Raw genomic sequence first — 12877 nt, 5'->3', positions numbered from 1 at the left:
TTCCACGGGTTACATAGTCCCGTTGACCTGCTGTCGATCCGCGTCATGATGGCACGGGTCTGGCACGAGCGCGTTCATCGATGGAGACGGTCAACGAGTGGGCCGCAGTCCTGAGACCGCTCTCCCATCCCGGGAGTTCGTCCGCGCTCATCCACTCGCTGTAGTCCGCTGCGATGGAGAGGAACTGTGTCTCCTCCGGGGTGCGGGCTGCGACCGTCATCGACAGCCGGTCGACCACTTCCTTGGCACTCAGCTCAGCATTCGCGAGACCGACCGCCAGGCTCACGAGGAGCCGACGGCCGGCTGTCTCTTCATCGGGAAGGGGTATGCCGAGTTCGTCCAGGGCCTGGACATACAGTTCGCGGATCTCGGTTTCGTCACTCCTGCGTGGCAGGCCGGCCAGTTCGCGCAAGGCGGGGGAATCATGCCCGTCGACGAGCGCATGAGCAGCAAGCATCGGGAGTTCTGCGGGTAAGAGTACCTCCGCCACATACTGCCAAGTGCTGTGCTGCAACCGGTCCATGCACTCATTGTGAGAGCAACGAGGCTTCTTGGCCACATGACTGCCGATCCGGCATCGGCTTCCTTACAGAAGCGACCACTTGGTTTCGAAGCATTGGGACGCCTCTCACCTGAGCTGATGGTCCGAAGACGTGCGCGATCGTCCGCCGTTGTTCGTCGCGTTGTCACGCAGTGACACTCACGCATGCTGCCCACAGCTCAGCAAGCGCAGGTCGTTCGAAACCATGACCTGAGCGAGGCGTCCGGCGATGGCTACGACTTCGGGCCAGGCGGATGCCTGAAGGTACTCAGTGTCGGTGTCGTTGGGTGCCTCCGCGGTCGGCAGCGTTGAGCACGATGCCGAGGGCTCGCATGAGGGTTACCTCTTCCTCCGTTCTCAAGCTGATGCCGAGAAACCGCTTGGGCTCGTCGGCGTCACAGAAGTCATCGAAGAGCGTGTGGAAGACGTGGTCGATGTTCTCGAACTTTGAAGGGTCGAGCCACACGTCCCGCTGCCACGGTGGATTGGCCAGAGCCAAGACCACCGGTACGACGTGGACACGATGATTCGCCACGACTTCGGTTTCTGCGCTCACGAGCCTGAGCTGAGTGACCACACCTTCAGAAGGCGCTGGCGTTTTCAGGAGCACCCCCTTAGGCGTCATCTCATTTGGCGAGTCTGTGCGACGATTCGTCGGCCAGTGGGAACTCATGAGCGGGGGTGAAGGTCGATGGAATACGTCAATCTCGATGCTCAGGTCGGCGACCTGTCAGGGGCCTTGGACCCGGCTCGCTACCTGAGCCATCTTCCCTCGATCTCCGGTGACTTGCCGCCAGGCGCCCGGGCCTTCGCCACGGACACGGACCACTACGACTTCCGCAGCAGGCGATGCGTGAAGGACCTGACGCTTCGGGCCGTCCGGGGTGCCGGCGGCGAGGAGATGGAGGTCGAGTTCCTGCACAACTGCTGGAAGCACGACCAGGATCTGCTGATCCGCTACGCGGGGGTGTCCGACTTCGTCATCGATCCCGTCAACGAGGAGCGGGGAACGGACCTCGGGACAGTGATTCTCGACGAGATCCTGCCGCACAGGGACGGCTGCAGCCATGAGATCGCCTGCTGGGAGGGCACTCTCGCCATTGTCTGCCGTGACCTCCAGGCGATCTGGACTGGAACCATCTGCTCGAGCGGGTCGTAGGCGCGACAGGTCGTGGGGATTGTTGAGCGGCTGGTGCCGGATGAGCTGTGGGAGCTTTTTCAGCGGGTGGTGCCGGAGGCGCCGTCGCGGCCTCAGGGCGGGGGTCGGCGTCGGCGTGGCGACCGGGAGGATCTGGCGGCGATCGTGTTCGTGGCCACGTCGGGCTGCACGTGGCAGCAGCTGCCGACAGCGTCCTTCGGGTTGTCAGGGGCAACGGCCCACCGACGGTTCGGCGAGTGGTCGAAGGCGCGGGTGTGGGCCAAGCTCCACCGTGTGGTGTTCGACGAGCTTGGTGCCCGAGGCGAGCTGGACTGGTCGCGCCGAGGAGGTGGGTGGGGATCGGCTCGCTGTCCTCGGCTGCGTCCGCCATCGCCTCCAGGGCCTCGTCCCAGGACTGCCCGTCGGGTCGGTTCAACACTGAGCACGGCCCGATCAACGAGCTGACGGCCCAGAGACGGCCCAGAGCATGAGGCAAGCCCCCTCCCGAATGGAAGGGGGCTCACTCGCGTGCGCCTACTTCTTCTTGCCCTGGTTCTTCACAGCCTCGATCGCCGCAGCCGCCGCGTCCGGGTCGAGGTACGTGCCGCCCGGGGTGACCGGCTTGAAGTCGGCGTCGAGTTCGTAGGCCAGGGGGATGCCCGTCGGGATGTTGAGGCCCGCGATGTCGGCGTCCGAGATGCCGTCCAGGTGCTTGACCAGCGCGCGGAGGCTGTTGCCGTGGGCGGCGATCAGGACCGTGCGGCCGGACAGGAGGTCCGGGACGACCGAGTCGAACCAGTAGGGCAGCATGCGGACGACGACGTCCTTCAGGCACTCCGTCTGCGGACGCAGCTCCGGCGGGAGGGTCGCGTAGCGCGGGTCGGAGAACTGGGAGTACTCGGCGTCGCGGTCGAGCGCCGGCGGCGGGGTGTCGTAGGAGCGGCGCCACAGCATGAACTGCTCCTCGCCGAACTCCGCGAGCGTCTGCGCCTTGTCCTTGCCCTGGAGGGCGCCGTAGTGACGCTCGTTCAGGCGCCAGCTGCGGCTGACCGGGATCCACAGGCGGTCCGCGGCCTCCAGCGCGAGCTGGGCCGTGCGGATCGCGCGCTTCTGGAGCGAGGTGTGGAGCACGTCGGGCAGCAGGCCGGCTTCCTTGAGCAGCTCGCCGCCGCGCGTCGCCTCCTTCTCGCCCTTCGCGGTGAGGTTGACGTCCACCCAGCCGGTGAACAGGTTCTTCTCGTTCCACTCGCTCTCGCCGTGGCGGAGGAGGATCAGCTTGTACGGTGCGTCGGCCATGTGCCCGAGCGTAATCGACGCCCCGCACGGCCCGCGCGCCCTGCCCGCCTGGCGGACGGTTGACGGGATCTGTTAATTGAGTGGCCTCCGGCAGGTTCGGCTTCGTAAGTTGTGCTCGCTGCTTCAGACACTTACACGTCATCCCGGGCCGGGCCCGGGCGCCAGGGGGGCCACCCATGTCAGTCACCGGAGTCAGACGTGCCCTGAGCGAGTCCGTCTCAGGGCTTCCCCGCGCCTTCTGGTGGCTGTGGACCAGCACCCTGGTCAACCGGCTCGGCGCCTTCGTCGCCACGTTCATGGCGCTCTATCTCACCCTCGACCGCGGCTACTCCGCCTCGTACGCCGGTCTCGTCGTCGCGCTCCACGGGCTCGGCGGGGTGATCTCCTCCCTCGGCGCCGGCGTCATGACCGACCGGCTCGGGCGGCGGCCCACCCTGCTCGTCGCCCAGACCGCGACCGCGCTGTCCGTCGCCCTGCTCGGCTTCGTCCACGACCCCGTCGCCATCGCGGCGGTCGCCTTCCTCGTCGGCATGGCCTCCAGCGCCTCCCGGCCCGCCGTGCAGGCGATGATGGCGGACATCGTGCGGCCGGAGGACCGTATCCGGGCCTTCTCGCTCAACTACTGGGCCATCAACCTCGGCTTCGCGATCTCCTCCGTGGGCGCCGGGTTCATCGCCGAGGTCAGCTACCTCGCCGGCTTCCTCATCGAGGCCGGGATGACGCTCGTCTGCGCCGTGCTCGTCTTCGTCAAGCTGCCCGAGTCCCGCCCCGAGCAGCAGCCCGCCGGACCCGGCGGGACGCAGGAGGACTCCGTCTCCCTCGGCACCGTGCTGCGCGACGGCCGCTTCATGGGCGTCGTCGGACTGTCCTTCCTCGTCGCCGTCGTCTTCCAGCAGGGCTACCTGGGACTCCCGGTCGCCATGGGCGAGGCCGGCTTCACGCCCGCCGACTTCGGCATGGCCATCGCCGTCAACGGCGTCCTGATCGTCGTCCTCCAGCTGCCCGTCACACGGCTGATCGAGCACCGCGACCCGCGCCGGATGCTCGTCGTCTCCTCGCTGCTCGCCGGGTACGGCTTCGGACTCACCGCCTTCGCCGGGTCGGTCGGCGTCTTCGCCCTCACCGTCTGCGTGTGGACGCTCGCCGAGATCGTCAACGCGCCCGTCCAGACCGGTCTGGTCGTACGGCTCTCCCCGGTGCACGGACGCGGGCGCTACCAGGGCGTCTACACCTCGTCCTGGGCGGTCGCCGCCCTCGTCGCCCCGCTGCTGTCCGGCTTCGTCATCGACCGCTGGGGCGCCGCCTGGCTGTGGGGGACCTGCGCCGTCGTCGGCACGGTGGCCGCCCTCGGGTACGGGCTGCTCATGCGGCGGCTGCCGGAGGACGCGGGCACCGGTGCCGGCACCGAGCCCGTGAAGCCGGCCCCCCGGTCCGCACAGCCCGCCGAGCAGACCGCCTAGGCCGCGCCCGCACGCCGGAGGCCCCGCTCGCCGTCACCGGTGAGCGGGGCCTCCGTACGTGCGTCACCTCACCCGCACTGGCACGGGCTGCCCGACTGGCAGCCGCAGCCGCAGCCCGAACCGCAGCCGCAGGCGGCGATCAGGGTGAGGCTCCTGACCTCGGCGGGTTGCTCGGTCTCGCGCTCCTGCGTGGGGTCGGGCGTCGTGCCGGGAGATTCGGCCATGGGTCCCTCCTCGGGCTGGGGCCTGCGCACACTTGCTCCCCATTGCACGCCCGGCCGGCCGGGCGCATCAACGGCGCATCGGGGGCGGCGGAAGCTCACCCGCGCCTCCGGCCAACCCCCGCACGCCGTACGGACCCGGTACGCCGTACGGACCCGGTACGCCGTACCGGAGGCCTCAGCTGCCCTCCACCCCCTGCACCGGAGCGATCTCCGGCTGGAGGTCCGCCTGGATCTCGTCCGCGTGCTCACCCGTGACCAGGTACACCACCCGCTTGGCCACCGACACCGCGTGGTCCGCGAACCGCTCGTAGTAGCGGCCCAGCAGGGTGACGTCCACCGCCGTCTCGATGCCGTGCTTCCAGCGGTCGTCCATCAGGTGCTGGAAGAGGGTGCGGTGGAGCAGGTCCATCGCGTCGTCGTCCTGCTCCAGCTGGAGCGCCAGGTCCACGTCCTTGGTGATGATCACCTCGGCCGCCTTCGCCATCAGGCGCTGGGCGAGCTGGCCCATCTCCAGGATCGTGGCGTGCAGGTCCCGCGGCACGCCGCGCTCCGGGTAGCGCAGCCGGGCCAGCTTCGCCACGTGCTGGGCGAGGTCGCCGGAGCGCTCCAGGTCCGCGGACATCCGCAGCGAGGTGACGACGATCCGCAGGTCGGTCGCCACCGGCTGCTGCCGGGCCAGCAGGGCGATGGCCCGCGCCTCCAGGTCGTGCTGCAGCTCGTCGACCTTCTGGTCGGCCTCGATCACGCTCTCCGCGAGCTTCAGATCGGCGTCGAGGATGGCGGTCGTGGCGCGCCCGATCGCCGATCCGACCAGCCGGGCCATCTCCACCAGACCGTCGCCGATCGAATCCAGTTCCTCGTGGTACGCGTCCCGCATCGGAAATTCCTCTCGTGCGTCTCTACTCCGGGCTGTCCCGGTCCGGACTCTCCGGGGCCTGGGTCCCACCCACGCTCCCACGTTCCGTCCCTCACGCGTCCGGTTCCGTCACCTCGCGTGAACCGGTCCTGGCCTGTAGGTGAACTCTGGGCGACGAGTGTCCGAGGTCGCCCGCCGACCGCTGTGGGCAGCGCTCGCCCCATGCCTAACCTGGACGCATGGACGTGAACGCGGCGGTCGCCGCAGCGGCTGCGATCGCCGGAGTGCTCACCGGCGTCATCGCCATGCTGGCGTTCCGCGTCAGTGAACGCGAGCAGCGGCGCCCCACACGCACCTCGCTGCACACCGACGCCGTGCTCCCGCCCGGTGTCGACACCGTGCTCTCCGTACTGCGCTCGTCCGCCGTGGTCCTCGACGAGAACGACGGCGTGGTGAAGGCCAGCTCGGCCGCGTACGCCCTCGGACTGGTCCGCGGCGGCAAGCTCGCCGTGGAGCCGATGCTGAAGATGGCCCGGGACACCCGGCGGGACGGCGAGATACGGCAGGTGGAGCTGGACCTCCCCCGCCGGGGGACCGGACGCGGCGAGGCCCTCGCGGTGTCCGCGCGGGTGGCGCCGCTCGGCTCCCGGCTGGTGCTGCTGCTGGTGGAGGACCTCACCGAGGCCCGCCGCATCGAGGCCGTGCGGCGCGACTTCGTCGCCAACGTCAGCCATGAGCTCAAGACCCCCGTCGGGGCGCTGTCCCTGCTGTCCGAGGCCGTGATGGACGCCTCCGACGACCCCGAGGCCGTGCAGCGGTTCGCGGGGCGCATGCAGATCGAGGCGACCCGGCTGACCAACCTGGTGCAGGAGCTGATCGACCTCTCCCGCGTGCAGAACGACGACCCGCTGGAGGACGCCGAGCCGGTCCCGGTCGGGGAACTGGTCGCCGAGGCCGTCGACCGGTGCCGGCACCAGGCGGGCACCAAGGAGATCACCATGGCCGCCGCGGGCGCCGAGGGCCTGCGGGTCTGGGGCAACCGTGGACAGCTCGCCGCCGCACTCGGCAACCTGGTCGAGAACGCGGTCAACTACTCGCCCGCCCGCACCCGCGTGGGCATCGCGGTCCGTTCGGTCGCGCAGCCCGGCGGGGACCTGATCGAGATCGCCGTGACCGACCAGGGCATCGGCATCTCCGACAAGGACAAGGAGCGCATCTTCGAGCGCTTCTACCGCGTCGACCCCGCCCGCTCCCGTGCCACCGGCGGCACGGGGCTGGGCCTCGCGATCGTGAAACACGTGGCCGCCTCGCACGGCGGGGAGGTCACGGTGTGGAGCGCCGAGGGCCAGGGCTCCACCTTCACCCTGCGGCTGCCCGAGGCCCGCCCGGCCCACGGTCGCCGGCCGTCCGAGCGGGAAGACTCCGAGGGCCTCGACGGTGAGGCCGGAGAGACGTCCCACCCCTCCCCCCACTCGTCCGATCCATCCGCGTACGCAACGCTTCCCTCCCCGGAGGTCCTTCCGTGACCCGAGTGCTCGTCGTCGAGGACGAGGAGTCCTTCTCCGACGCCCTGTCGTACATGCTCCGCAAGGAGGGCTTCGAGGTCGCCGTGGCGACCACCGGGCCCGACGGACTCGACGAGTTCGAGCGCAACGGCGCCGACCTCGTCCTTCTCGACCTGATGCTGCCCGGGTTGCCGGGCACCGAGGTGTGCCGTCAGCTGCGCGGCCGCTCCAACGTTCCCGTGATCATGGTGACCGCCAAGGACAGCGAGATCGACAAGGTGGTCGGTCTGGAGATAGGCGCCGACGACTACGTCACCAAGCCGTTCTCCTCGCGTGAGCTGGTGGCGCGGATCCGCGCGGTGCTGCGCCGGCGCGGGGAGCCCGAGGAGACCGCCCCGGCGGCCCTGGAGGCGGGCCCGGTGCGGATGGACGTCGACCGGCACGTGGTGACCGTCGGCGGCACCAAGATCGACCTGCCGCTGAAGGAGTTCGACCTGCTGGAGATGCTGCTGCGCAACGCGGGCCGGGTGCTGACCCGGATGCAGCTCATCGACCGGGTGTGGGGCGCGGACTACGTGGGGGACACCAAGACCCTCGACGTCCACGTGAAGCGCCTGCGCGCCAAGATCGAGCCGGACCCGGGCGCGCCCCGCTATCTGGTGACCGTGCGCGGGCTGGGCTACAAGTTCGAGCCGTAGGCCGCGGGCCGGACGACGCGAAGGGCGGGACCCCGGTGGGGTCCCGCCCTTCGCGTGCGGTGCGTGGACGGCCGGTCAGCTGCCGGCCGCGTCCTGGCTGGCGGAGGCCGCGTCGGACGGGGTGCCCGAGGGGGCGCCGGTGGACTCGCCGCCGGAGGTCTCCTCGCCCGACGGCTCGCCCTCGCCCTCGCCCGTGGCCTCGTCGGCCGGCTTGCCGGAGGCGTCCGCCGACGGGGACGTGGTGGCGCCCGCGGCGGGGGCCTCGCTCGGGCCCCAGCTCTCGAAGAAGTGCTCGGCCGGGAAGACGATGGCCCGCAGGCTCACGTCGCCGGTCTCGCTGAAGGTGAAGGTGATCTTCTGGGCGTTGCCGTCCTGGACGGCCTCGCGGCTGCTGGGCAGCACGGCGGAGGCGTTGCCCTCGCCGCCGAGGATCAGGCTGCCGCCGGCCGGGACGACCAGGTCGCCGCCCTCGGCGGGGGACAGCTCGGCGGTCTTGCCGGTGCCGGGGACGGTGACCGACTCCAGGGTCTGGTCCTTGTCGCCCGAGTTGAACAGGGTGGCGGAGATGACGGCGGGGCCGGTCGACTCCAGGTCGGGCTGCGTGATGACGGTGGCGTTCTGCACCTGGATGTCGCCGACCGTCGTCGCGGCGTTGTCCGGCTGGATCTGCAGGGTCTGGGCGTTGTTGCCGGCCGCGCACGCGGAGAGCGCGGCGATCGAGAACGCGATGGCGGCGGCGGCGAGGGCGCCGCGTCGAAGGCTGCTGCTCACGGCGGCGGCAACTCCTTGACTTGAGCGTTTGTGGCGACCGGGTAAAGCCGCCCTAAGTGTCTGTCAGCGGCCTCAGGTTACCGAGCCTCCCGCGGGCTGCTGCACCCGACCCTCCCCACGCCTACCCGGGTCGTGGCCGTGGGGCGTGCCCGGACGGAGGATGTCACCCGATCACCCGGCGACCGGTCCGCGTCGTCCCGCGAGCTGTCCGCCGTTCGCCTCAGGGGTCACACGGACCACAAGTGACTCGCGGGTAAACATCCGCCACTTCTGCCCGGAGCGCCCCTTCATTCACGCGGGCGCGCATTTCGGTGAAGGAATGAGGGGGGATCCCGGTAATTGATCACCCGCTGCTGATCCTCACACCGTGTGATCAATTCCGGATTCGGCCGGAACCGGCTCGGCTCACCGAACGGAGTAGCGGAAGTCGCGCATCTGGAACCGGACATTTGGGGCTGTTCGACCGCTCGTGTGGGGTTCCGGAAGGGTGTGACGTGCGCGTTTCGCCTGCCCCGGAGAGCCGCTCCGACCTGCGAATACCTGCTTCCGCTAGCCGTCCGAAGCACGTTCCTGTTGCTGTTGTCAAGCCCCGAGAATGGCCCTGACCTGCGAAAACGCCATTCAGAAGACGCCGTATCCGTGTTACCCTGGATAGCCACGGAAGGGGTACCTGTCACATGACGTTCAAGGTTGGCGACACCGTGGTCTATCCCCATCACGGGGCCGCGCTGATCGAGGCAATCGAAACTCGCCAGATCAAAGGCGTGGACAAGACCTACTTGGTGCTGAAGGTCGCCCAGGGTGACCTGACGGTACGTGTGCCAGCGGACAATGCGGAGTTCGTCGGCGTGCGTGATGTGGTCGGTCAGGACGGGCTGGACCGGGTCTTCGAGGTGCTGCGCGCGCCGTACGCCGAGGAGCCCACGAACTGGTCCCGTCGGTACAAGGCAAATCTCGAGAAGCTCGCCTCGGGCGATGTCATCAAGGTCGCGGAAGTCGTGCGTGACCTGTGGCGCCGGGAGCGTGAGCGCGGTCTCTCCGCCGGTGAGAAGCGCATGCTCGCGAAGGCGCGTCAGATCCTGGTCAGCGAGCTGGCCCTCGCCGAGAACACCAACGAGGACAAGGCCGAGGCCCTGCTCGACGAGGTTCTCGCCTCCTGAGTTCTCCGAGTCGTGGCTCCGCCCGTCGCGTGCCGTCAGCCGGCTGTCGGAGCAGCACTCAGAGCACTCAGCGCATCGAAATGCCGCGGTGCCCGATGACGTCCTGGACGTCGCCGGGCGCTGCGGCATGTTCGTACCCGGACACCATCCGTAGGCTGCACTTGCGCCGAGACGGGGAATGTGTCATCACTCACGTCCCCACCCCTGGCGTGCCGGGCCCGGGCGGTCGGCTCGACCAGAGTCACGGAAGGGGCTGGTCAAGGCGGAACGCCCGGCACTTCCCCCGCTCCGGAGCGGGGGCACGCCCAGGCCATACCCACGTAGGCCGAGCCCACAAACCTGACAGGAACCGATGTCTGACGATCCGCTCCCGCCGTCCTCGCCGACCCCCGCACCCGGCCGTCCGGCGGTCCGGACAGCGGCCGTCATCCCGGCCGCGGGCCGGGGTGTGCGGCTCGGCCCCGGCGCCCCCAAGGCGCTGCGCGCGCTCGGCGGCACGCCCATGCTCGTCCACGCGGTGCGCGCGATGGCCGAATCCCGCGCCGTCTCCCTGGTCGTCGTGGTGGCGCCGCCCGACGGCGCCGGCGAGGTCAAGTCGCTGCTCGACACGCACGCGCTGCCCGGGGGCAGCTGGGGGAACACCGACGTCCTCGTCGTCCCCGGCGGCGAGAGCCGCCAGGAGTCCGTGAAACTCGGCCTGGACGCGCTGCCCGAGGGCTACGACATCGTCCTGGTGCACGACGCGGCCCGCCCGCTGGTCCCGGTGGACACCGTCGACGCGGTCGTCGAGGCCGTACGCGACGGCGCGCCCGCCGTCGTCCCCGCGCTGCCGCTCGCCGACACCGTCAAGCAGGTCGAGCCGGCCGCCACGCCCGGCGAGCCGGAGCCGGTGGTCGCCACCCCCGACCGCTCCAGGCTGCGCGCGGTGCAGACCCCGCAGGGCTTCGACCGGGCCACCCTGGTCCGCGCCCACGCGACCGTGACCGACGACGTCACCGACGACGCGAGCATGGTCGAGCAGCTCGGCCTCACCGTCGTCACCGTCCCCGGGCACGAGGAGGCCTTCAAGGTCACCCGCCCCCTCGACCTGGTCCTCGCCGAGGCGGTCCTGGCGCGCAGGAGGCTCAACGATGGCTTCTGAGACGTACCCCCTGCCGCAGGTCGGCATCGGCACCGACATCCACGCCTTCGAGGACGGCCGCGAGCTGTGGTGCGCCGGCCTGAAGTGGGAGGGGGAGGGCCCCGGGCTCGCCGGGCACTCCGACGCGGACGTCGTCGCGCACGCCGCCTGCAACGCCCTGTTCTCCGCCGCCGGCCTCGGCGACCTGGGGCAGCACTTCGGCACCGGCCGCCCCGAGTGGTCCGGCGCCTCCGGCGTCACCCTTCTCACCGAGGCCGCGCGCATCGTCCGCGAGGCCGGCTTCCGCATCGGCAACATCGCCGTCCAGGTCGTCGGCCCCCGCCCCAAGATCGGCAGACGCCGTGAGGAGGCCCAGAAGATCCTCTCCGAGGCGGCGGGCGCCCCGGTCTCGGTCTCCGGCGCCACCACGGACGGCCTGGGCTTTCCGGGCCGCGACGAGGGCCTGATGGCGGTGGCGACGGCCCTGGTGATCCGACAAGGGTGAGCCGCGTGGGCGCGGTCCCACCGGGCCCGTACGTGACATGTGACCGCGAAACCGCCGGAGGCGCACCGCACACCCCCGCGCCTACTACCCTGGTGTCGTGACTATTCGCCTGTACGACACCAGCGCCCGGCAGATCCGTGACTTCTCCCCGCTCCGGCAGGGTTGCGTCTCGATCTACCTGTGTGGTGCCACCGTGCAGGCGGCACCCCACATCGGCCACATCCGCTCGGGGCTGAACTTCGACATCATGCGCCGCTGGTTCGAGTACCGCGGCCTGGACGTGACGTTCGTCCGCAACGTCACGGACATCGACGACAAGATCATCGCCAAGTCCGCCGACCAGGGCCGCCCCTGGTGGTCCATCGGGTACGAGAACGAGCGCGCCTTCGACGACGGTTACCGCGCCCTCGGCTGCCTGCCCCCGACCTACGAGCCGCGCGCCACCGGCCACATCACCGAGATGGTCGAGATGATGCGCGGCCTGATCGAGCGCGGGCACGCCTACGAGGCCGACGGCAACGTGTACTTCGCCGTCACCTCGTTCCCGGACTACCTCCAGCTGTCCAACCAGGAGCTGGACAACCTGCTCCAGCCGTCCGGGGACGGCGAGACCGGCAAGCGGGACCCGCGCGACTTCGCGATGTGGAAGGCGGCCAAGCCGGGCGAGCCGAGCTGGGAGACGCCGTGGGGCCGCGGGCGCCCGGGCTGGCACCTGGAGTGCTCGGCGATGGCGCACAAGTACCTCGGCACCGCCTTCGACATCCACGGCGGCGGCCTGGACCTGATCTTCCCGCACCACGAGAACGAGATCGCCCAGGCCAAGGCCTACGGCGACGAGTTCGCCCGGTACTGGGTGCACAACGCCTGGGTCACCATGAGCGGCGAGAAGATGTCCAAGTCGCTCGGCAACTCGGTGCTGGTCAGCGAGATGGTCAAGCACTGGCGGCCCATCGTGCTCCGCTACTACCTGGGCGCCCCGCACTACCGGTCGATGATCGAGTACAGCGAGGAGGCCCTGCGCGAGGCCGAGTCCGCGTTCGCGCGGATCGAGGGCTTCGTGCAGCGCGTGGTGGAGAAGGCCGGCGGCGTCGTCGAGCCCGCCGCCGAGGTGCCGCCCGCGTTCGCCGAGGCGATGGACGACGACCTGGGCGTCCCGCAGGCGCTCGCCGTCGTGCACACCGCCGTCCGGCAGGGCAACAGCGCGCTGGCCGCCGACGACAAGGAGGAGGCGGTCGCCCGCCTCGCCGAGGTCCGCGCGATGCTCGGCGTGCTCGGCCTCGACCCGCTGGACCCGCACTGGGCCGGCGACGGCGACCGCGGGGACGACCTGCACGGCGTCGTCGACACCCTGGTCCGCATGGTCCTCGACCAGCGCGAGGCCGCCCGGGCCCGCAAGGACTGGCCCACCGCGGACGCCATCCGCGACCAGCTCAACCAGTCCGGGCTGGTCATCGAGGACAGCCCGCAGGGCCCGCGCTGGAGCCTCGGCCCCCGCTGAGGCACCGCCGCGGACCGGCCGCGGACCCGGCCCGGGGCCTCCCGGTCCCGGCCGCGCGCAAGATCGAGTGTGCCGTCCGGGCCGCCGGGCGGCACACTGCACAGG

General features: G+C 70.4%; 14 protein-coding genes and 1 pseudogene. 9 read left to right on the top strand and 6 right to left on the bottom strand.

Annotated elements, in window-relative coordinates; all coding sequences use genetic code 11:
• Positions 1-43: 43 nt before the first annotated feature.
• Together ACP7TJ_RS14585 and ACP7TJ_RS14580 are read right to left on the bottom strand one after the other, a co-directional pair.
• Positions 44-523: a hypothetical protein gene (locus tag ACP7TJ_RS14585; protein WP_266398366.1), complete on the bottom strand. Its 480-nt coding sequence runs from the start codon at positions 521-523 to the stop codon at positions 44-46.
• 286 nt (positions 524-809) lie between these two features.
• Positions 810-1097 (bottom strand): SCO4402 family protein, encoded by a 288-nt coding sequence (locus ACP7TJ_RS14580; RefSeq protein WP_266398363.1) that lies wholly within the window; start codon positions 1095-1097, stop codon positions 810-812.
• A 135-nt stretch (positions 1098-1232) separates the two neighbouring features.
• Here ACP7TJ_RS14580 and ACP7TJ_RS14575 point away from each other — a divergent pair, with 135 nt between their 5' ends.
• On the top strand, positions 1233-1700 hold the full coding sequence (locus tag ACP7TJ_RS14575) for a hypothetical protein (protein ID WP_266398360.1): 468 nt from the start codon (positions 1233-1235) through the stop codon (positions 1698-1700).
• A 12-nt stretch (positions 1701-1712) separates the two neighbouring features.
• Positions 1713-2021: pseudogene (locus ACP7TJ_RS14570) on the top strand (transposase); the annotation flags it as partial.
• A gap of 192 nt (positions 2022-2213) precedes the next feature.
• Here the strand turns inward: ACP7TJ_RS14570 and ACP7TJ_RS14565 are convergent.
• Positions 2214-2975, bottom strand: a complete 762-nt coding sequence (locus tag ACP7TJ_RS14565) for a phosphoglyceromutase (protein WP_427763430.1) — start codon at positions 2973-2975, stop codon at positions 2214-2216.
• A 176-nt stretch (positions 2976-3151) separates the two neighbouring features.
• On the opposite strand from ACP7TJ_RS14565, the gene ACP7TJ_RS14560 reads away from it, so the two are divergent.
• Entirely contained in the window at positions 3152-4435 is a 1284-nt protein-coding gene (locus ACP7TJ_RS14560; RefSeq protein ID WP_367471425.1) for an MDR family MFS transporter, read from the top strand.
• Positions 4436-4503: 68 nt separating this feature from the next.
• On the opposite strand, the gene ACP7TJ_RS14555 is transcribed toward ACP7TJ_RS14560, so the two are convergent.
• The gene (locus ACP7TJ_RS14555; protein ID WP_167743488.1) at positions 4504-4659 is read right to left on the bottom strand and encodes a hypothetical protein; all 156 of its coding nucleotides are present in this window, start codon (positions 4657-4659) and stop codon (positions 4504-4506) included.
• 175 nt (positions 4660-4834) lie between these two features.
• Positions 4835-5536, bottom strand: a complete 702-nt coding sequence (phoU, locus tag ACP7TJ_RS14550) for a phosphate signaling complex protein PhoU (protein WP_019523962.1) — start codon at positions 5534-5536, stop codon at positions 4835-4837.
• A gap of 218 nt (positions 5537-5754) precedes the next feature.
• On the opposite strand from phoU, the gene ACP7TJ_RS14545 reads away from it, so the two are divergent.
• Positions 5755-7041 carry a sensor histidine kinase gene (locus ACP7TJ_RS14545; protein ID WP_167743487.1) on the top strand — a complete coding sequence of 429 codons (1287 nt, stop codon included), beginning with the start codon at positions 5755-5757 and terminating at the stop codon, positions 7039-7041.
• Positions 7038-7718, top strand: coding sequence for a response regulator transcription factor (locus tag ACP7TJ_RS14540; protein ID WP_093768637.1), 681 nt, complete (start codon positions 7038-7040; stop codon positions 7716-7718). The genes ACP7TJ_RS14545 and ACP7TJ_RS14540 overlap by 4 nt, the downstream gene beginning before the upstream one ends.
• A gap of 75 nt (positions 7719-7793) precedes the next feature.
• Here ACP7TJ_RS14540 and ACP7TJ_RS14535 read toward each other — a convergent pair whose 3' ends face one another.
• Positions 7794-8489: a copper chaperone PCu(A)C gene (locus ACP7TJ_RS14535; RefSeq protein ID WP_167743486.1), complete on the bottom strand. Its 696-nt coding sequence runs from the start codon at positions 8487-8489 to the stop codon at positions 7794-7796.
• A 677-nt stretch (positions 8490-9166) separates the two neighbouring features.
• On the opposite strand from ACP7TJ_RS14535, the gene ACP7TJ_RS14530 reads away from it, so the two are divergent.
• The 4 genes from ACP7TJ_RS14530 (at position 9167) to cysS (ending at position 12772) form a co-directional block, all read left to right on the top strand.
• The gene (locus ACP7TJ_RS14530; protein WP_003953493.1) at positions 9167-9649 is read left to right on the top strand and encodes a CarD family transcriptional regulator; all 483 of its coding nucleotides are present in this window, start codon (positions 9167-9169) and stop codon (positions 9647-9649) included.
• Positions 9650-10001: 352 nt separating this feature from the next.
• The gene (gene ispD / locus ACP7TJ_RS14525; protein ID WP_093768639.1) at positions 10002-10790 is read left to right on the top strand and encodes a 2-C-methyl-D-erythritol 4-phosphate cytidylyltransferase; all 789 of its coding nucleotides are present in this window, start codon (positions 10002-10004) and stop codon (positions 10788-10790) included.
• On the top strand, positions 10780-11274 hold the full coding sequence (gene ispF, locus ACP7TJ_RS14520; protein WP_189911432.1) for a 2-C-methyl-D-erythritol 2,4-cyclodiphosphate synthase: 495 nt from the start codon (positions 10780-10782) through the stop codon (positions 11272-11274). Before ispD ends, ispF begins: the two co-directional genes overlap by 11 nt.
• 97 nt (positions 11275-11371) lie before the next feature.
• Entirely contained in the window at positions 11372-12772 is a 1401-nt protein-coding gene (gene cysS, locus ACP7TJ_RS14515; protein WP_427763425.1) for a cysteine--tRNA ligase, read from the top strand.
• Positions 12773-12877 lie beyond the last annotated feature (105 nt).

It is taken from the genome of Streptomyces sp. DSM 41931 (assembly GCF_050271085.1).
Taxonomy (GTDB): domain Bacteria; phylum Actinomycetota; class Actinomycetes; order Streptomycetales; family Streptomycetaceae; genus Streptomyces; species Streptomyces albogriseolus.
The sequence above is the reverse complement of the archived record's forward strand: the minus strand, read 5'-3'. Positions and strand labels throughout refer to the sequence as shown.